The following is a 19,629-nucleotide window of genomic DNA, read 5'->3' on the forward strand; positions in this document are numbered from 1 at the left end:
TCAAGCCTCGATCGGTTGAAGATAATCACCAAGCTCACGCTCGACGATGCGGCGCACATGAGCCAGCGCCTCGGCTGTATAAACCAGCGCCGGCACGCGCCCCCACACCGGGCCAGGCCATGCCACATCGCTCTGGCGTCGCACGATCACATGCATGTGCAACTGGCTCACGACGTTGCCCAGGGTCGCGACATTCATCTTGTCGGCATCGAACAGCCCGTCGAGCAACTTGGCCAGCAACGTGGTCTCTTGCCAGAATTGCTGCTGCGCCTCTTCATCAAGTTCGAATACTTCGCTGACAGCAGGACGCCGCGGCACCAGAATGAACCACGGATAGTTAGCATCCTTACTAAGTAACAAGCGACAAAGAGGTAAGTCCCCCAACGCAATCGTGTCTTGTTGCAAACGTGAATCAAGAGCAAACACAGAACAATCTCCTCGCACCTTTCAATCCCGATACCTGCACCCGGCAGGTGATTGACGCAAGGATACTCCCGATTGGAGTCACAGGCATGAGTACATGGCGCTCCATCCCGGGGCAGGCAGACCACACTGCACGCAGGAGGTCCGCTCACGCCGGTAACAAAACGCTACTTTTCGCACCAAAATAGCGCCTCGCGAACACAATCAGCACCGCCTCCTACCGAAAACTACTCACTTGTCCTACAAGCCGGTAACGTTTTGACTTCAAAGTCGATTTTTTGCTTATTCCGCGACGGCATCGACCCTCAAACCAAAAGATCTGTACACCCCCGGTTTTCGGGCACCACGCGCCCTTTGGCCAACGAAATGTGAAAATTTCATCAACGCACCGCGCAATTGAGCACGCTTGTTGCATTCATCTCTGCCCAACGTCGGCATGGCGCCTGCATAAGCAAGCCAAGTGCGACAAATAACAACAGCTGCAAGGGCAACCAGGGAGTTTTGGCATCAAAGGCTTCGCGTGATTGCGCTGCCTTTGCTGCTCTGCGAAACAGCGCTGTAGTTGAACGCACCGGTCATGCCGGGGCGTAATTTGCGACAGGGATTTAACCGTTTGCGACGGGACCATAAAGTTAATGAAAGGTTCCTTTCGCAAGTATCGCCAACGACAGTCAGCGTGATATACATTTCGCCGACTCAAAAAAGAAAGAGCCGCCCCATAAAAAAACCAGGGGGCAAGGCCGTAATCTTCCAAAACCAAAGGAGCAAATCACGATGCGCGTGATGAAGTGGAGCATAATCGCCCTGGCCGTAGCGGCAGGCACCTCGCAGCTGGCCATGGCGTCTTCTCAGGATGAATCCAAGGGGTTTGTAGAAGACAGCAGCTTGAACGTCAAACTTCGCAACCTGTACTTCAGCCGTGACTACCGCAACGTCCCCAACACCGAGCAGAGCCGCGCTGCAGAGTGGGGCCAAGGCTTCATCGGCACCTTCGAGTCGGGCTTCACCCAAGGCACCATCGGCGTCGGCGTCGACGCAATCGGCATGCTGGGTCTGAAACTGGACGGCGGCAAGGGCACTGCCGGCACCGGCCTGTTCCCGACCGGCTCCGACGAACGCTCGCAGGACGACTACTCCAAAGGCGGCGCAGCCATCAAGTTCCGGATTTCCGACACCGTCCTGAAAGTAGGTGACCAGTTCACCTCGCTGCCAGTGCTGGCCACCGACGACAGCCGCCTGCTGCCTGAAATGGCCCAGGGCGCGTTGATCACCAGCAACGAAATCAAGGGGCTGACGCTCAACGCCGGTCGCTTCACCAGCATCACCGCACAAGACCAGACCAACCGTGACGGCGGCATCCACCTGACCAAGGCCGACGTACTGGGCGGCACCTACGCGTTCAGCGACGAGCTCAGCACCAGCCTCTACTACTCCAAGGTCGAAGACTACTGGCGCAAATACTACGCCAACGTGAACTGGAGCCTGCCGATCAACGACGAGCAGGGCCTGGTGTTCGACTTCAACTTCTACAACACCAAGAGCACCGGCGCCGCGCTGGAAAAAGCCTACGACGGCGACAAGATCGACAGCCGTGCATTCAGCCTGTCCGCCGCCTACACCATCGGCGCGCACACCTTCACCCTGGCGCACCAGCGCATCAGCGGCGACGGCGGCTACGCCTACGGCGTCGACGGCGGCGGTACCGTGTTCCTGGCCAACTCGGTGGCACGTTCGGACTTCAACTCCGAAGACGAGAAATCCTGGCAGGCTCGCTACGACATCAACATGGCCACCTTCGGCGTACCGGGCCTGAGCTTCATGACCCGCTACATCCGTGGTACCGATGCCAACGTTTCCTCCGGCAACAACGGCAAAGAGTGGGAACGCGACATCGAAGCCAAGTACGTACTGCAGGAAGGCCCGGCCAAAGACCTGAGCTTCCGCGTTCGCCAGGCCACCTACCGCTCCAGCGATGCGGTGTACAACAACTCGTCGCCTTCGATCGACGAACTGCGCCTGATCGTCGAGTACCCGCTGAGCATCCTGTAAGCCTTCCGGCTCACGGACCTCAACTCGAAAAAGCCCGGCCCTGCCGGGCTTTTTCTTTTGTGTTGATGCACTTGGCGCAGTTTCCCGCGCCACCATCCTATACGTCACCGAATCGCCCCCGTACAATGCGGGGTCATTTCAGTTAAGCAACCGACAACGGCCTACCATGCGCACCAGTCAATATTTGCTCGCCACACAGAAAGAAACCCCTTCCGACGCGGTCGTCATCAGCCACCAGCTCATGCTGCGTGCCGGCATGATCCGCAAGCTCGCATCCGGCCTTTATACCTGGCTGCCGATGGGCCTTCGCGTGATGCGCAAGGTCGAAGCCGTGGTACGCGAGGAAATGAACGCCGCAGGCGCCCTGGAAGTGCTGATGCCGGCCATTCAGCCCGCTGAACTGTGGCAGGAGTCCGGCCGCTGGGAGCAGTACGGCCCCGAGCTGCTGCGCCTGAAGGACCGTCATGGTCGCGAGTTCTGCGTGGGGCCTACCCACGAAGAGGTCATCACCGACCTCGCGCGCAACGAGCTGAGCAGCTATAAACAGCTGCCACTGAACATGTACCAGATCCAGACCAAGTTCCGCGACGAGATCCGTCCGCGCTTCGGCCTGATGCGCGGTCGCGAGTTCATCATGAAGGATGCCTACTCCTTCCATGCCGACCAGGCGTCCCTGCAGCAAACCTATGACCGCATGCACCAGGCGTACTGCAATGTGTTCACCCGCCTGGGCCTGGATTTCCGCCCCGTGCAGGCCGACACCGGCTCGATCGGTGGCAGCTGGTCCCACGAATTCCATGTGCTGGCCGAGTCCGGTGAAGACGACGTGATCTTCAGCGACAGCTCCGACTACGCCGCCAACATCGAGAAGGCCGAAGCGATCCCGCGGGAAACCGTGCGCCCTGCCCCCACCGAGGAGCTGCGCCTGGTCGATACCCCGGACGCGAAAACCATCGCCGCCCTGGTCGAAAACTACGGCGTGCCGATCGAGCGCACCGTCAAGACCCTGATCGTGCATGCCGCCGAAGAAGGCAAGCTGATTGCCCTGATCGTCCGTGGCGACCACGAGCTCAACGAAATCAAGGCTGCCAACCTGCCACAGGTGGCCAGCCCGCTGGTGATGGCCAGCGACGCCGAACTGCGCGACGCCATCGGCGCCGGCGCCGGTTCCCTGGGCCCGCTGAACCTGCCGCTGCCGTGCATCATCGACCGTTCCGTGGCCTTCATGAGCGACTTCGGCATCGGTGCCAACATCGACGACAAGCACTACTTCGGCGTGAACTGGGAGCGCGACCTGCCCGTACCGGAAATCGCCGACCTGCGCAACGTGGTAGCCGGCGACCCGAGCCCGGACGGCAAGGGTACGCTGATGATCAAGCGCGGCATCGAAGTCGGGCACATCTTCCAGCTGGGCACCAAGTACAGTGAAGCACTCAAGTGCCAGGTGCTGGGCGAGAACGGCAAGCCGGTGACCCTGGCCATGGGCTGCTATGGCATTGGTGTTTCGCGCGTGGTCGCCGCTGCCATCGAGCAGAACTACGACGACAAGGGCATCATCTGGAGCGATAGCCTCGCGCCATTCCAGATCGCCCTGGTACCGCTGCGCTACGAAACCGCCGAAGTGCGCGAAGCCACCGACAAGCTCTACGCCGAGCTGACCGCCGCCGGTTTCGAAGTGCTGCTGGACGACCGTGACAAGAAAACCAGCCCGGGGATCAAGTTCGCCGACATGGAACTGATCGGCATCCCGCACCGCATCGTGGTCAGCGACCGGGGCCTGGCCGAAGGCAACCTGGAATACAAGTACCGCAAGGACAGCGAGGCCCAGGCCTTGCCCGTGGCCGAGGTGCTGTCGTTCCTGCAAGCCCGTATTCGTCGCTGATAGCCAACACAAGAGTAGCCATGTTCAAGCGAATCACCTTCGGAGGCGCCGCCCTGTGCGGCGCCGTGCTGCTCAGCGGCTGCGCCAACCAGATGTCCCAGCGCAGCGAGCATGAGGAGCGGATCGAGCGCAAGCTGCTCGAGCACAGCCTGCAGATCGATGTCGGAGAGCCCAAGGTACTCGAGCTGCCGCAACGGCGCGTGCGCGTTCACGAACAGAAGAACTTCGAAGTCACCGAATTCGAAGTGACCCGTCGTTATGATCGCTACACGCCCTACCAACCCTGGCGCGAAATCTACGAGATCCCGCTGGGCGCAGTGGCCGTGGTTGCCGGTATCGGCGCCAATGTGGTCAACGTGTTCGCACTGGGCAACCTGCCCGACAGCGTGACCCATGACTGGCTCAGCTATGGCGTGGCCGGGCTCAACCCGTTCATGAACGTGCAGTCCAACGGCCGCGCACAACAGAACCTGGCCAGTATCAGCGAAGTGCAGAAGGACAAACGCCAGGAGTACACCAGCCTGCCGTGGGGCGAACGCCCGGTCGAGGTCAAGGCTGGCAAGCTCACCCACGAGCTGACCACCGACCGCAATGGTGTGTTGCGCCTGAACCTGCTCGACAGCCCGTTCACCGAACAGAACCTGACCCAGGTGGGCACCTTGCACCTGGCCGTGGCCGATGAAGAAAACAACGTGCGTGCCGACGCCAGCCTGCTGCTCAGCCCAACGCTGCGCGGCAAACTGGTCGAAGCCCATGAGCTGATCTACGACGACCTTGAAGACGACGAGGTGAGCGAGTGGGTGCACCGGGTCAAGCGCTTGTCCGAACTGGGCCTGGAAGAGGAAGCCAGCGAGCTGGAACAGAGCCTGATCGAGCTGACCCGCAATGATCCGGAGCTGCAACAGGAGTTTCTCAAGGCGCTGACCAGGGATGCCGGCCGCCTGGTGGCAGACCCCGGCGCGAAGTAGCTCCAGCACCATGAACGCCAGGCATCGACCACGATGCCTGGCGTTTCACTCGGGCGTGAACAGCTCCAGCTGAACATGCGCCCCGCGCAAGTCGTGCAACCGCACGCCAATTCCCAGCAACCTGACCGGCTTGGCGCCGCGCGCGAAAGCCTGGCTGAGCAGTTGCCGGTAGCTTTCAAGATCACGCCCCGCCCCCGCCTGCTCCAGGGTGGTCTGGGTGAAGTCATGGAACTTGACCTTGACGAACGGCTTGCCCGGCCGGTAACTGTCGTCGATCCGGGCCATGCGACCGCCCAGCGATTCCAGCAGTTCAGGCAGTTTTTCAAGGCAGCTGGCCAGGTCCGGCAGGTCGCTGTCGTAGGTGTTCTCGACGCTCACCGACTGGCGCCGGCTGTCGTTGTGCACCACCCGCTCGTCAATGCCGCGCGCCAGCCCGTAAAGACGCTCGCCGAAACTGCCGAACTCGCGGACCAGGGCCAGGCGGCCCCACTCGCGCAGATCCTTGCAATCGACAATGCCCAGGCGCCCCAGCTTGTCAGCCGTGACCTTGCCAACCCCATGCAGCTTGGTCACTGGCAAGCAGGCGACGAAGTCTTGCACCTGTGCCGGGGTAATCACGAACAAGCCGTTGGGTTTGCGCCAGTCACTGGCAATCTTGGCCAGGAACTTGTTGGGCGCCACCCCCGCCGATACCGTGATGTGCAGGCGCTGGGACACCCGCCGGCGAATGTCGTCGGCAATGCGCGTGGCACTGCCGGAAAACTTCGGGCTGTCGGATACGTCCAGATAGGCTTCATCCAGCGACAATGGCTCGATCAGCTCGGTGTACTCGCGGAAGATGTTGTGAATCTCCCGCGAGGCTTCCTTATAGGCATCCATGCGCGGCTTGACGATGGTCAGGTCGGGGCACAGCTTCAACGCGTGGTGCGACGACATCGCAGAGCGTACGCCAAAGGCCCGCGCTTCGTAGTTGCAGGTAGCAATCACCCCGCGTCGGTCGGCCGAGCCACCCACGGCCAGAGGCTTGCCGGCCAGCCGCGGGTCGTCGCGCATCTCGATGGCTGCGTAGAAACAGTCGCAATCGATGTGGATGATCTTGCGTTGGGACATGGATGACCGTTAACACCGTTGATTCGTACGCGCAGTATCTCACTCGTCACCACCGGCTGCACCCTGCACCCGTCACCCCGGGCAAATGCCCTGCAGCCCCCGCCTTAGCGCGCCCGCAGCCAGATCACAAACGCTAAGCAATTGAACAAAAAAGGATTTCTGGATTTTAGCGGTTGACACGTTCTGAGATATCTGTAGAATCCACTCCACAGACGCGGGATGGAGCAGTCTGGTAGCTCGTCGGGCTCATAACCCGAAGGTCGTCGGTTCAAATCCGGCTCCCGCAACCAAACATCAGAGAAGGCCACTTGAAAAAGTGGCCTTTTTTGTTGGGCGCTGTTTGGCCCATAGCAGGTTTTTGTTGTAAATCAACAATTAAGCATTGACAGCATCTCCATACGCTGTAGAATCCGCCCCACAGACGCGGGATGGAGCAGTCTGGTAGCTCGTCGGGCTCATAACCCGAAGGTCGTCGGTTCAAATCCGGCTCCCGCAACCAAACAACAGAAAAGGCCACTTTGAAAAAAGTGGCCTTTTTTGCGTCTGGCGAAAAATACCTTCCCTCCATGCCCTTGCGGCAGCATGAAACTTCTTTAACTATCCTGATGGGCGCGGATCGGCATGATCGCGAGTAAGATTCAGACATTATTTTTCCATAGGGATTGGTAACTTGGTCGGATACATCGTCCAGTCGCGCGCAATCCAAAAAGGTGATTGATGCGCCCACAAACGCCCGAAGCAGAAACCCCCGTTAGCGCCGCCCAGCCCATCGCCCCGCATCGCCTGCGCTGGCTGGAACTGCTCAGTCGGTATCGTCAGCCGATCGGCCTGGCGGTCACCCTGCTACTGTTCGGCATCGCCCTGATTGCCTGTCGCCATCTGCTCAGCGAGCTGGATATCTATGCCCTGCACGATTCGCTGCTGAGTGTGCCCAAGCCCGCCCTGGCCGGTGCACTGCTGGCCACGGTCGCAGGCTTTGTCATCCTGCTGGGCTATGAATGGTCAGCCAGCCGTTATGCCGGGGTCCGGCTGCCTTCAGCCACCCTGGCCATGGGCGGCTTCTGTGCATTCGCCATCGGCAACGCGATCGGGTTGTCGCTGCTGTCCGGAGGCTCGGTGCGTTACCGGTTGTACGCCCGCCACGGCATAGGCGGTGCCGAAGTGGCCCGCATGACGCTGTTTGCCAGCCTGTCGCTGGGCTGCGCGCTGCCGCCGCTGGCAGCGCTGGCCACCCTGAGCAACCTGCCCGCCGCGGCCATGGCGCTGCGCACGCCGGCCCCGGTACTGGCCGCCATCGCCGTCGCGGTACTGGGCCTGAGCATGGCCCTGGCCTACGGGCTGTACCGGCGTCGACTGCCGGAACAGCCGCTGGCCGACAACCTGCTGGTACGCATACGCCGACGCACGCTGCGCCTGCCGGGCGCGCGCCTGACCTTGCTGCAGCTGCTGATCACCGCACTGGACGTGGCCGCCGCCGCCACGGTGCTGTACCTGCTGCTGCCCGAGGCTCCGCCCTTCGGTGCGTTCCTGCTGGTGTACCTGCTAGCCCTGGCTGCCGGTGTGCTCAGCCACGTGCCCGGCGGGGTCGGGGTCTTCGAGGCCATCCTGCTGGCCGCCTTCGCCGACCAGCTGGGGGCTGCGCCACTTGCCGCTGCGCTGCTGCTGTACCGCCTGATCTATGTCGTGCTGCCGCTGCTGGTGGCCTGCGTGGTCCTGCTGGCCAGCGAAGCCAAGCGCTTTCTGTTCGCGCGCCAGGCCATGAAGGTGGCCTCCGGGCTTGCCGCACCGGTACTGGCGATTCTGGTGTTCCTGTCGGGCGTGGTGCTGTTGTTCTCCGGGGCCACGCCTGAAATCGACACGCGCCTGGAGCACCTGGGTTTCCTGGTGCCGCACCGCTTGATCGATGCCTCGCACTTCGGCGCCAGCCTGATCGGCGTGCTGTGCCTGCTGCTGGCCCAGGGCCTGCGGCGGCGCCTGTCGGCAGCCTGGATACTCACCACCGTGCTGCTGCTGGTCGGCGCCCTGCTGTCGCTGCTAAAGGGCTTCGACTGGGAAGAGGCCAGCCTGCTGACGTTTACCGCCTGCCTGCTGGCAGTGTTCCGCGGTTCGTTCTACCGGCCCAGCCGACTGCTCGAGCTGCCCTTCTCGCCGGTCTACGTGGTGGCCAGTGCCTGCGTGATCGGCGCGTCGGTGTGGCTGCTGCTGTTCGCCTACCAGGACGTGCCCTACAGCCACCAGCTGTGGTGGCAGTTCACCCTGGACGCCGATGCCCCGCGCGGGCTGCGCTCATTGCTCGGTAGCGCGGTACTGCTGGTGATCGTTGCACTGACCTGGCTGCTACGTACCGCACGCCCTACCATCCACCTGCCCACGGGTGACGAGCTGCAACGGGCCAACCGCATCCTGCAGAGCTCCGACCAGCCCGATGGCGGCCTGGCGCTGACCGGCGACAAGGCGTTGCTGTTCCACCCTCAGGATGACGCCTTCCTGATGTACGCCCGCCGCGGGCGCAGCCTGGTGGCGCTGTACGACCCGATCGGCCCGGCCCAGCGCCGCGCCGAGATGATCTGGCAGTTTCGCGACCTGTGCGATATCCACCACGCTCGACCGGTGTTCTACCAGGTGCGTGCCGAGAACCTGCCCTTCTACATGGACATCGGCCTGACCGCGATCAAGCTGGGCGAAGAGGCCCGCGTGGACCTGCTGCGCTTCGACCTCGACGCCAAGGGCAAGGAGATGAAAGACCTGCGCTATACCTGGAACCGCGGCGGGCGCGACGGCCTGAGCCTGGAGATCCACGAGCCCGGGCAAGCCCCGCTCGAGGAACTGAAGGTGATTTCCGATGCCTGGCTCGAAGGCAAGAACGTGCGCGAAAAAGGCTTTTCGCTGGGCCGCTTCAGCGCAGAGTACCTGCAGCACTTCCGCATCGCGCTGATTCGCTTCCAGGGCCAGCCGGTGGCCTTTGCCAACCTGCTCGAAACCCACAGCCGCGAGCTGGCCAGCCTGGACCTGATGCGCGCGCACCCGCAAGCACCAAAGCTGACCATGGAGTTTCTGATGATCGGCCTGATCCAACACTACAAGACGCATGGATATGCGCGCTTCAGCCTCGGCATGGTGCCGTTGTCCGGGCTGCAGCCGCGTCGCGGCGCACCTCTGACCCAGCGCCTGGGCTCGATGGTGTTCCAGCGCGGCGAGCAACTGTACAACTTCCAGGGCCTGCGCCGCTTCAAAGACAAGTTCCAGCCTGACTGGGAACCCCGTTACATGGCCGTACCCGCCGGGCTCGATCCCCTGGTGGCCCTGGCCGATACCGCCGCCCTGATTGCAGGCGGCCTGACCGGATTGGTGAAACGCTGATGATTCGACGCTACTGGCTTCATGTACTGGCCGCCCTGGTGCTGGCCCTGCTCGCGGCGGCCCTGGGCTTCTGGCTGTGGGCCCGCCCTGCCCCGCAACCGCACCTTGAACATTTGACCCTGGCCGATGGCAGCAGCCTGGTGCGGGTTACCCCAAGCTCGCGAGGCAAGGACCTGGTGGCCGTGGCCGTGCCGCAGAACCAGGCCCTGAGCGACAAGCAACTGATCGACCTGAGCCAGAGTGCCCGCGCCCAGCTGGTACAGGTGATCCTGCCGCCGAGCGACTGCAACCTGCAGCAGCAGGCGCTGCAGCAGGCCTTGCAACAGTTGCAGGGCACGCCGACGCTGGTTGCCGGCATCGGCCCGGGAGCTGGGCTGGCCTGGAGCTGGCTGGCCGGGCAGACCAACGACAAGGCCCAGGCCATCTCCGTGGGGTTCAGCATCGAGCAGCCCGGCTGCAGCGCCGCGCTGCCCAAGTCGGCCGCCCATGGTCACTGGAACGTGGCCTGGAACGACAACCCGGATGACGCCAGCGCCGCCTTCGTGCGCGACCAGGCCAATGCACAGACCAGCATCAGCGATTACGACATCCACCTGCCCCAGGTGCTCAAGGCCCAGCTGACCCAGGCCCTGCTGGGCGTGGATGGCAATGCACTGAGCATTCCGGTGGTGGAAGTGCCGGCCGGCCAGACCACCGACACCGTGACGCTGTTCCTGTCCGGCGATGGCGGCTGGCGCGACCTTGACCGCGACGTGGCGGGCGAGATGGCCAAGCTGGGCTACCCGGTGGTGGGCATCGATACCCTGCGCTACTACTGGCAGCACAAGACACCGGAGCAGAGCGCAGTCGACCTGTCCGAGCTGATGCAGCACTACCGCCAGAAGTGGGGCACCAAACGCTTCGTACTGACCGGCTATTCATTCGGTGCCGACGTGCTGCCGGCGATCTACAACCGCTTGCCATCCGAAGACCAGAAGCGCATCGATGCGGTGATTCTGCTGGCGTTCGCGCGCAGTGGCAGTTTCGAGATCGAGGTCGAGGGCTGGCTGGGCAATGCCGGCAAAGAGGCGCCAACCGGGCCTGAGATGGCCAGGATGCCGCCGAGCAAGGTGCTGTGCATCTATGGTGAAGAAGAGGCCGATGAAAGCGGCTGCACCGACCATACCGCCGTGGGTGAGCGCGTGAAGCTGCCTGGCGGGCACCACTTCGACGAAAACTACCCGGCCCTGGCCAAGCGCCTGATCAGCGAGATCGAAACGCGCCAGGGGAAGTCCAGCATCGCTGAACAGTAGAAGCCTCGCCGGCAAGGCCGGCTCCTGCAACGGATCGCATCCTGCAGGAGCCGCCTTGGCGGCGAAAGGTCCCGCTAGATCTCCACCTGCGTACCCAGCTCGATCACCCGGTTCAATGGCAGGTTGAAGAACCTCAGGTTGCCGTTGGCATTCTTCAGCAGGAAGGCAAACAGCACCCCACGCCAGCGCGACATGCCCACCAGCTTGGATGCGATCACCGTCTCGCGGCTGAGGAAGTAGGTGGTGCGCATGGGGCTGAAATCCAGCTCGTCCAGGTGACACAGCTTCAACGCCGCCGGCACGTCCGGCTCGTCCATGAAGCCGAAATGCAGGATCACCCGGTAGAACCCCTCGCCATACCCCTCCACCTCGAAACGCCGCTGTGGCGGTACCCGCGGTGAATCCTCGTTGACCACGGTGAGCAACACCACCTGGCGGTGCAGCACCTGGTTGTGCAGCATGTTGTGCAGCAGCGCATGGGGCACCGCGTCCGAACGCGCGGTCAGGAACACCGCCGTACCTTCCACACGGTGCGGCGGCTGCACGCGGATGCTGGCGATGAACACCGGCAATGGCAACGCGCCTTCATCCAGGCGCTCCACCAGGATCTGCTTGCCGCGCTTCCAGGTGGTCATCAGGATGAACAGCGCAATCCCTGCCAGCACCGGGAATGCCCCACCCTGCAGCACCTTGGGCACGTTGGCGGCAAAGAACAGCCCGTCGACGAACAGAAAGCCCAGCAGTACCGGTACCGCCAGCAGCGGTGGCCACTTCCACAGCAGCAACATCACCGCCGACACCAGGATGGTGGTGATCAGCATGGTCCCGGTTACCGCGACGCCATAGGCCGACGCCAGCGCGCCGGAGGACTCGAAGCCCAGCACCAGCAGGATCACCCCGACCATCAGCGACCAGTTGACCGCCCCGATGTAGATCTGCCCCTGCTCGTCGCTGGAGGTGTGCTGGATCTGCATGCGCGGCACATAACCAAGCTGGATGGCCTGGCGGGTGAGGGAGAAGGCCCCGGAAATCACCGCCTGGGAAGCGATCACGGTGGCCAGGGTGGCCAGCCCGACCAGCGGCACCAGCGCCCAGCCGGGGGCCAGCAGGTAGAACGGGTTGCGTGCCGCTTCGGGGTTCTCCAGCAGCAATGCGCCCTGACCGAAATAGTTGAGCACCAGCGCCGGCAGCACCAGCGCGAACCAGGCCCGCGCGATCGGTTTGCGGCCAAAATGCCCCATGTCGGCGTACAAGGCCTCGGCCCCGGTCAGCGCCAGCACCACGGCGCCCAGAATCGCCACGCCCATGCCGGGGTGGACGATGAAGAAGCGCACGGCCCAGATCGGGTTGAGCGCCTGCAGCACTTCGGGGCGCTGGATGATGCCGTGCACGCCCAGGGCCGCCAGCACCACGAACCAGGCCACCATCACCGGCCCGAACAGAATGCCGATGCGCGCGGTACCGTGCTTCTGGATCAGAAACAGCGCCACCAGCACGACCAGCGCCACCGGTATCACCCAGTGATCGATGCCATCGAACGCCAGTTGCATGCCTTCGACCGCCGACAGCACCGAAATCGCCGGGGTGATCATGCTGTCGCCATAGAACAGCGCCGCACCGAACAAGCCGAACACCACCAGCAGCGCACGCAACCTGGGATAAGGCGCAGCCGCTCGTCGGGCCAGCGCGGTCAGGGCCATGATGCCACCCTCCCCCTGGTTGTCCGCGCGCAGGATGAACAGCACGTACTTGATCGACACCACCCAGATCAGCGACCACAGGATCAACGCCAGGATGCCCAGCACACCATCATGGTTGACCGGCACCCCGTAGCCGCCGGAGAAGACTTCCTTGAGGGTATACAAGGGGCTGGTACCGATATCGCCGTATACCACCCCGACTGCCGCCACCAGCAGGCTCAGCGGCTTTGCCGCCGTATGCCCGGCATTGGCCTGACTGCTTGCCTGAACCATCAACCACTCCCGCAACCAAGACCCAGAGGCCGGCGAAATTCGCGCCAGGCGCTATCATTTTTGCAACCCGTCGCAGCGTGCCGAACGCAGCGCTGAACGACGCGGGAGCGATGGCGCGAAGCATAGCGCAGCGTTCGTCGCATTTCTGCTAGTCAAGCGCGTTGTGCCTCGCTAGAATTGCGCACTTTTTGATCAGAGGCGCCCCAAAGCGCCCGTCAGGGCTGCCACCTTCGCGTGCCAAGCAGCCCCTCTACACCGAGGTTAACCATGTCCACCACCGCCACGCCCACCACGCCAAAGGTCGGCTTCGTTTCCCTGGGTTGCCCCAAAGCCCTGGTCGATTCCGAGCGCATCCTGACCCAGCTGCGCATGGAAGGCTATGAAGTCGTGCCCACCTACGAGGATGCCGACGTGGTGGTGGTCAACACCTGTGGCTTCATCGACTCGGCCAAGGCCGAATCGCTGGAAGTGATCGGAGAGGCCATCAAGGAAAACGGCAAGGTCATCGTTACCGGCTGCATGGGTGTCGACGCCAACAACATTCGCGACGTGCACCCCAGCGTGTTGTCGGTGTCCGGGCCGCAGCAGTACGAGCAGGTGGTCAACGCCGTGCACGAAGTGGTGCCACCACGTCAGGACCACAATCCGCTGATCGATCTGGTGCCGCCCCAGGGTGTCAAGTTGACCCCGCGTCACTACGCCTACCTGAAGATTTCCGAAGGCTGCAACCACACCTGCAGCTTCTGCATCATTCCGTCGATGCGTGGCAAGCTGGTCAGCCGCCCGGTGGGCGAGGTGCTGAGCGAGGCCGAGCGCCTGGTCAAGGCCGGCGTCAAGGAGCTGCTGGTGATCTCCCAGGACACCAGCGCCTACGGCGTCGACGTCAAGTACAAGACCGACTTCTGGAACGGCCGGCCGGTCAAGACGCGCATGCTCGAGCTGTGCGAAGCGCTCGGCAGCCTGGGCGTGTGGGTGCGCCTGCACTATGTGTACCCGTACCCGAACGTCGATGACGTGATCCCGCTGATGGCCGCCGGCAAGCTGCTGCCGTACCTGGACATCCCGTTCCAGCACGCCAGCCCCAAGGTGCTCAAGTCGATGAAGCGCCCTGCCTTCGAAGACAAGACCCTGGCACGCATCAAGAAATGGCGCGAACAATGCCCGGAGCTGATCATCCGCTCCACCTTCATCGTCGGCTTCCCCGGCGAGACCGAGGAAGACTTCCAGTACCTGCTCGACTGGCTCACCGAAGCCCAGCTCGACCGCGTCGGCTGCTTCCAGTACTCGCCCGTCGAAGGCGCACCGGCCAACGACCTGGACCTGCCCGTGGTTCCTGATGACGTCAAGCAGGACCGCTGGGATCGCTTCATGGCCCACCAGCAGGCCATCAGCAGCGCACGCCTGCAACTGCGCATCGGCAAGCGCATCGAAGTGCTGATCGACGAAGTGGAGGAGCAGGGCTCGGTGGGCCGCAGCTTCTTCGACGCCCCGGAGATCGACGGCAATGTGTTCATCGACGGCGACCACGGCTTCAAGCCGGGGGACAAGGTCTGGTGCGTCGTCACCGATGCCGACGAATACGACCTGTGGGCCGAGCCTGTCTGACGCTTTGCGGCCTGGAAAAGCCCTGCCATCATGGCGGGGCTTTTTATTGGACTATCGTGTCCAGTACGGACACCCCAGGAGACCCTGCGATGCGCGCGCATTTCACCGTGCAAACCCCTAGCCCCCACGACTACCCTCGCCTGCTGCAGGTATGGGAAGCCTCGGTACGTGCCACCCACGATTTTCTCCCCGACAGCTACATCGTGCTGCTGCGTGAACTGGTGCCCAAGTACCTGGATGCAGTGATGCTGATCTGCTGCAAGGACAGCCAGCAACGCATCACCGGCTTTGCCGGTGTAGCGGCCGGGCGTGTCGAAATGCTGTTCGTCGACCCGCAGTATCGCGGTCAGGGCATCGGCAAGCAGTTGCTGCGGCATGCCATCAATGAGCTGAACGCCGATGAGCTCGACGTCAACGAGCAGAATCCCCAGGCCATCGGCTTCTATGCCAGCCAAGGCTTCGAAGTCATCGGGCGCTCGGAAAAGGACGGCATGGGCAAACCCTACCCCCTGCTTCACCTCAGGCTAGGTCGTACACAGTCTGCGAGCACGGGCTGAAGGACGCTGTAAGGCCGATCCGAAAATCATCCCCTCACGGCATTAATAGCCGCCCGGCACGAATGTAGCCGGGCCTTCGCCCGCCCGGGCGGTTACAATGGGCGCCTTTCCCTGTGCCACGGCCGCCGTCATGTCTGAACCCATTCGTCTTTCCAAACGCCTTATCGAACTGGTCGGCTGCTCCCGACGGGAGGCCGAACTCTATATCGAAGGCGGTTGGGTGACCGTTGACGGCAACGTCGTCGACGAGCCACAGCTCAAGGTCGACGGCCAGGTCGTCGCCCTGCTGCCGGGCGCCAAGGCCGAAGCCCTGGAACCGGTAACCCTGCTGCTGCACCAGGCCGCCGACCAGGACAGCGAAAGCGCTCGCCTGAGCATGACCCCGGCCACCTTGTCCGAGGCCCACGCCGAAGGGCATCGCCCGCTCAAGGGCCACTTTGCCCGGCTGACCTGCGTCGCCGAGCTGCAACAGGGCGCCAGCGGCCTGCAGGTGTACAGCCAGGACTGGCGTGCCGTGCGCAAGGTCACCTCGGACCTGGCCAAGCTGGAGCAGGAGTATGTGGTCGAGGTCAGCGGCGAGATGGTTGCCCATGGCCTCGAACGCCTTAACCGCGGTTTCACCTGGAAGGGCCAGGAATTGCCCCGCATCAAGGCCAGCTGGCAGAACGAGACGCGCCTGCGCATGGTGCTGAAAAACCCGACGCCGGGGCTGATCGAACTGCTGTGCCGCAGTGTCGGTGTCAGCGTGGTCAGCATGCGCCGTATCCGCCTGGGCGGCGTGGCCATGAGCAAGCTGCCGCTGGGCCAGTGGCGCTACCTGTCCAGCAAAGAAAAATTCTAGGCCTCGCCACTCGGGCGTTGCCACTTGATCAGGATTGTCCAATGATTCACAACGATGTGCTGCGCAGCCTGCGCTACATGCTGGATATCAGCGATGCCAAACTGGCAGAGATCACCCGCATCAACGGTTTTGACGTCAGCGATGCCGACATTGCCAGCTACCTGAAAAAAGACGAGGAAGAAGGCTTCGTGCGCTGCCCGGATGAGGTCATCGCGCATTTTCTCGATGGCCTGGTGGTGTTCAAGCGTGGTCGCGACGAGAGCCGCCCGCCTCTGCCGGTCGAACTGCCGGTCACCAACAACATCATCCTGAAAAAACTGCGGGTGGCCTTCGAGCTCAAGGAAGACGACCTGCATGCCATTCTCAAGGCGGCGGATTTTTCGGTATCCAAGCCTGAACTCAGCGCCCTGTTCCGCAAGGTCGGCAATAGCAACTACCGCCCCTGTGGCGACCAGTTGCTGCGCAACTTCCTCAAGGGCCTGACCCTGCGAGTGCGTGGCTGATTCGATCATGGCCTACAGTGTCGAGCCGGTCGGCTACGTGCGCTCCTGCTTCAAGGAGAAGTTCGCCATCCCGCGCCAACCGCAGCTGGCTCCGGCTGCGCGCGGGGCGCTGGAGCTGGTATCGCCTTTCGATCAGGGGGAAGCGGTTGCCGGGCTAGAGCAGGTCAGCCACGTGTGGCTGCTGTTCCTGTTTCATCAGGCCCTGGAAGAGAAGCCGCGCCTGAAGGTGCGCCCGCCGCGCCTGGGCGGCAACACGTCGATGGGCGTGTTCGCCACCCGCGCCACCCACCGGCCAAACGGCATCGGGCAATCGGTGGTGAAGCTGGAGGGCGTCGAGGCCGGGCGACTGCTGCTGTCGGGCATCGACCTGCTGGACGGCACGCCGGTCATCGATATCAAGCCCTATGTACCCTATGCCGACAGCGTAGCCGGGGCGGTCAATCACATGGCCAGCGCCCCGCCTGCGCCGATCACGGTGCAGTGGAGCGACTCGGCACTGCAGCAGGCCCATGCGCATGCGCTGCGTCTCGCAGAGCCGTTGGTGGAGCTGATAGAACAATGCCTGGCACAGGATCCACGCCCGGCCTATCAGGTGCCCCCGGTCGAGCGCGTGTACGGGGTCAGGTTCTGGGACGTGCAGGTACGCTGGCACTACCCTCAGCTGGATACGATCCGGGTGCTGGAGGTGGTGCGCGAGGCGTAGGGCCGGCGCCCGCGAGGTCGCAGGAACGCCGCGCCGGCGAATGCCACACCACAAATCCAGGGCAAAAAAAAACGCAGACCACGGTCTGCGTTTTTTACTGGTACTGCCTGCTTACTTCTCGACGAACGCACGCTCGATCAGATAGTCACCTGGCTCGCGCATGCGCGCGGAGACTTTCAGGCCGAAGCTGTTCAGGACTTCGCTGGTTTCATCCAGCATGCTCGGGCTACCGCAGATCATCGCACGATCGTCCTGCGGGTTGATCGGCGGCAGGCCGATGTCGCTGAACAGTTTGCCGCTGCGCATCAGGTCAGTCAGGCGTCCCTGGTTCTCGAACGGCTCGCGGGTGACGGTGGGGTAGTAGATCAGTTTTTCACGCAGCGCCTCGCCGAAGAACTCGTTCTGCGGCAGGTGCTCGGTGATGAACTCGCGATAGGCCACTTCGTTGACGTAGCGCACACCGTGGACCAGGATCACTTTCTCGAAGCGCTCGTAGGTTTCCGGGTCCTGGATGACGCTCATGAACGGTGCCAGGCCAGTGCCGGTGCTCAGCAGGTACAGGTGCTTGCCCGGGTTCAGGTCATCCAGCACCAGGGTGCCGGTAGGCTTCTTGCTGATGATGATCTCGTCGCCTTCCTTCAGGTGCTGCAACTGCGAGGTCAGCGGGCCGTCCGGCACCTTGATGCTGAAGAACTCCAGATGCTCTTCCCAGTTAGGGCTGGCGATCGAATAGGCGCGCATGAGCGGGCGGCCGTTAGGCTGTTGCAGGCCGATCATCACGAACTGACCGTTCTCGAAGCGCAGGCCCGGGTCGCGGGTGCACTTGAAGCTGAACAGGGTGTCGTTCCAGTGATGAACACTGAGGACACGTTCGTGGTTCATGTTGCTCATGTACGGGGGCTCCTGAAAAATAACGCAGCGCTGACCGTGAGCGCGATTGCGCGATAGTTTAGTGCGAGCGACAATATCTGTTAAATGAATTATCAAGATATGTCTTATCGGTTATATAGATATGCGATTTACACTGCGTCAACTTCAGGTCTTCGTGGCCGTCGCGCAACACCAGAGCGTCTCCCGTGCGGCCGGGATACTGGCGCTGTCGCAGTCGGCTGCGAGCACCTCCATCACCGAGCTTGAACGGCAATCCAGCTGTCAGCTGTTCGATCGTGCCGGCAAGCGCCTGAGCCTCAATGCACTGGGGCACCAGTTGCTGCCCCAGGCCGTGGCCCTGCTCGACCAGGCCAAGGAAATCGAGGACCTGCTCAACGGCAAGTCCGGCTTCGGCTCTCTGGCAGTGGGCGCCACACTGACCATCGGCAACTACCTGGCCACCTTGCTGATCGGCAGCTTCATGCAGGTTCACCCGGAGAGCCAGGTCAAACTGCATGTACAGAACACCGCCCATATCGTGCATCAGGTCGCGCACTATGAAATTGATCTGGGTCTTATAGAAGGCGATTGCAACCACCCCGACCTGGAGGTTCAGCCCTGGGTCGAGGACGAACTGGTGGTGTTCTGCGCGCCGCAGCACCCCTTGGCGCTCAAGGGTCGCGCCAGCCTTGAGGAACTGACCCATGAAGCCTGGATTCTGCGCGAGCAGGGTTCAGGCACGCGCCTGACCTTTGACCAGGCGATGCGCCACCATCGCTCGACACTCAACATCCGCCTGGAACTGGAACATACCGAAGCGATCAAGCGCGCGGTGGAATCAGGGCTCGGGATCGGCTGCATTTCACGTCTGGCGCTGCGCGATGCGTTTCGTCGCGGCAGCCTGGTGGCGGTGGAAACCCCCGACCTGGACCTGGCGCGGCAGTTCTACTTCATCTGGCACAAGCAGAAGTACCAGACCTCGGCGATGCGCGAGTTTCTGGAGTTGTGCCGCAACTTTACTGCCGGGGTACGACGCAGCGACGAAATCGTGCTGCCGCACATTGCCTAGAGCAGAATCACCGCCCACACCACCGCCACGATGCTCAACGCCACGAACTGGGCAGCACTGCCCATGTCCTTGGCGTTCTTGGACAACGGGTGGCGGTCCAGGGAAATACGATCGATCGCGGCTTCCACGGCAGAGTTGAGCAGCTCGACGATCAGCCCCAGCAGGCACACCGCGATCAGGATCGCGCGCTCGGCACGGCTTACATCCAGCCAGAAGGCGACCGGGATCAGCATCACGTTGAGCAGCACCAACTGACGAAACGCCGCTTCGCCGGTAAAGGCGGCGCGCAGGCCGTCGAACGAATAGCCGGCGGCGTTGAACACTCGTTTAAGGCCGGTCTGGCCCTTGAAAGGCGACATAGAAAGCCACTTGAACCCAATGAGGAGCGGTGCAGGCTAGTGCACGCCGAGTCAAAAAAGCGTGA

16 protein-coding genes and 2 tRNA genes are annotated in these 19,629 nt (G+C 62.7%); 13 read left to right on the plus strand and 5 right to left on the minus strand.

The annotated features are described in order from the left end of the window. Entirely contained in the window at window positions 1-426 is a 426-nt protein-coding gene (locus tag ACPRTJ_RS03735) for an HIT domain-containing protein (RefSeq protein ID WP_229589605.1), read from the minus strand. 771 nt (window positions 427-1,197) lie between these two features. On the opposite strand from ACPRTJ_RS03735, the gene ACPRTJ_RS03740 reads away from it, so the two are divergent. The 3 genes from ACPRTJ_RS03740 to ACPRTJ_RS03750 all read left to right on the plus strand — a co-directional run bounded on the left by ACPRTJ_RS03740 (window position 1,198) and on the right by ACPRTJ_RS03750 (window position 5,322). Further along, window positions 1,198-2,472, plus strand: a complete 1,275-nt coding sequence (locus tag ACPRTJ_RS03740) for an OprD family porin (protein ID WP_043864251.1) — start codon at window positions 1,198-1,200, stop codon at window positions 2,470-2,472. 166 nt (window positions 2,473-2,638) lie between these two features. Then, the gene (locus ACPRTJ_RS03745; protein ID WP_043864252.1) at window positions 2,639-4,354 is read left to right on the plus strand and encodes a proline--tRNA ligase; all 1,716 of its coding nucleotides are present in this window, start codon (window positions 2,639-2,641) and stop codon (window positions 4,352-4,354) included. Between the two features lie 20 nt (window positions 4,355-4,374). Continuing rightward, window positions 4,375-5,322: a lipoprotein gene (locus tag ACPRTJ_RS03750; protein WP_043864253.1), complete on the plus strand. Its 948-nt coding sequence runs from the start codon at window positions 4,375-4,377 to the stop codon at window positions 5,320-5,322. Between the two features lie 45 nt (window positions 5,323-5,367). On the opposite strand, the gene dinB is transcribed toward ACPRTJ_RS03750, so the two are convergent. Continuing rightward, window positions 5,368-6,432, minus strand: a complete 1,065-nt coding sequence (gene dinB, locus ACPRTJ_RS03755) for a DNA polymerase IV (protein WP_426428158.1) — start codon at window positions 6,430-6,432, stop codon at window positions 5,368-5,370. Between the two features lie 213 nt (window positions 6,433-6,645). On the opposite strand from dinB, the gene ACPRTJ_RS03760 reads away from it, so the two are divergent. The 4 genes from ACPRTJ_RS03760 to ACPRTJ_RS03775 all read left to right on the plus strand — a co-directional run bounded on the left by ACPRTJ_RS03760 (window position 6,646) and on the right by ACPRTJ_RS03775 (window position 11,084). Further along, window positions 6,646-6,722, plus strand: a tRNA-Met gene (locus ACPRTJ_RS03760). A 132-nt stretch (window positions 6,723-6,854) separates the two neighbouring features. Beyond that, window positions 6,855-6,931 (plus strand) — tRNA-Met (locus ACPRTJ_RS03765). Window positions 6,932-7,149: 218 nt separating this feature from the next. Continuing rightward, window positions 7,150-9,792 (plus strand): bifunctional lysylphosphatidylglycerol flippase/synthetase MprF, encoded by a 2,643-nt coding sequence (gene mprF, locus ACPRTJ_RS03770; protein ID WP_043864255.1) that lies wholly within the window; start codon window positions 7,150-7,152, stop codon window positions 9,790-9,792. After that, window positions 9,792-11,084, plus strand: a complete 1,293-nt coding sequence (locus tag ACPRTJ_RS03775; RefSeq protein WP_426428159.1) for a virulence factor family protein — start codon at window positions 9,792-9,794, stop codon at window positions 11,082-11,084. The genes mprF and ACPRTJ_RS03775 overlap by 1 nt, the downstream gene beginning before the upstream one ends. 74 nt (window positions 11,085-11,158) lie before the next feature. On the opposite strand, the gene ACPRTJ_RS03780 is transcribed toward ACPRTJ_RS03775, so the two are convergent. Continuing rightward, the gene (locus ACPRTJ_RS03780) at window positions 11,159-13,057 is read right to left on the minus strand and encodes a potassium transporter Kup (RefSeq protein ID WP_058541506.1); all 1,899 of its coding nucleotides are present in this window, start codon (window positions 13,055-13,057) and stop codon (window positions 11,159-11,161) included. Between the two features lie 267 nt (window positions 13,058-13,324). Here ACPRTJ_RS03780 and rimO point away from each other — a divergent pair, with 267 nt between their 5' ends. The 5 genes from rimO (at window position 13,325) to tsaA (ending at window position 17,266) form a co-directional block, all read left to right on the plus strand. Continuing rightward, on the plus strand, window positions 13,325-14,662 hold the full coding sequence (rimO, locus tag ACPRTJ_RS03785; protein ID WP_043864258.1) for a 30S ribosomal protein S12 methylthiotransferase RimO: 1,338 nt from the start codon (window positions 13,325-13,327) through the stop codon (window positions 14,660-14,662). Window positions 14,663-14,751: 89 nt separating this feature from the next. After that, window positions 14,752-15,219 carry an acetyltransferase gene (locus tag ACPRTJ_RS03790; protein ID WP_058541504.1) on the plus strand — a complete coding sequence of 156 codons (468 nt, stop codon included), beginning with the start codon at window positions 14,752-14,754 and terminating at the stop codon, window positions 15,217-15,219. A 130-nt stretch (window positions 15,220-15,349) separates the two neighbouring features. Further along, window positions 15,350-16,060, plus strand: a complete 711-nt coding sequence (locus ACPRTJ_RS03795) for an rRNA pseudouridine synthase (protein ID WP_088514533.1) — start codon at window positions 15,350-15,352, stop codon at window positions 16,058-16,060. A 41-nt stretch (window positions 16,061-16,101) separates the two neighbouring features. Next, on the plus strand, window positions 16,102-16,563 hold the full coding sequence (locus tag ACPRTJ_RS03800; RefSeq protein ID WP_043864260.1) for a DUF1456 family protein: 462 nt from the start codon (window positions 16,102-16,104) through the stop codon (window positions 16,561-16,563). A 7-nt stretch (window positions 16,564-16,570) separates the two neighbouring features. Next, window positions 16,571-17,266, plus strand: a complete 696-nt coding sequence (gene tsaA, locus ACPRTJ_RS03805; RefSeq protein WP_426429070.1) for a tRNA (N6-threonylcarbamoyladenosine(37)-N6)-methyltransferase TrmO — start codon at window positions 16,571-16,573, stop codon at window positions 17,264-17,266. 111 nt (window positions 17,267-17,377) lie between these two features. Here the strand turns inward: tsaA and fpr are convergent, their stop codons facing one another. Beyond that, window positions 17,378-18,157 carry a ferredoxin-NADP reductase gene (gene fpr, locus ACPRTJ_RS03810; RefSeq protein WP_043864261.1) on the minus strand — a complete coding sequence of 260 codons (780 nt, stop codon included), beginning with the start codon at window positions 18,155-18,157 and terminating at the stop codon, window positions 17,378-17,380. Window positions 18,158-18,278: 121 nt separating this feature from the next. On the opposite strand from fpr, the gene ACPRTJ_RS03815 reads away from it, so the two are divergent. Then, complete coding sequence (locus tag ACPRTJ_RS03815; protein WP_043864262.1) at window positions 18,279-19,205, plus strand: LysR family transcriptional regulator; 927 nt, start codon at window positions 18,279-18,281, stop codon at window positions 19,203-19,205. On the opposite strand, the gene ACPRTJ_RS03820 is transcribed toward ACPRTJ_RS03815, so the two are convergent. Then, window positions 19,202-19,564 (minus strand): diacylglycerol kinase, encoded by a 363-nt coding sequence (locus ACPRTJ_RS03820; RefSeq protein ID WP_104572119.1) that lies wholly within the window; start codon window positions 19,562-19,564, stop codon window positions 19,202-19,204. The two genes, ACPRTJ_RS03815 and ACPRTJ_RS03820, sit on opposite strands and share 4 nt — an antisense overlap. Between the last annotated feature and the right edge of the window lie 65 nt (window positions 19,565-19,629).

This window comes from Pseudomonas palmensis (genome assembly GCF_049942755.1).
GTDB lineage: Bacteria > Pseudomonadota > Gammaproteobacteria > Pseudomonadales > Pseudomonadaceae > Aquipseudomonas > Aquipseudomonas palmensis.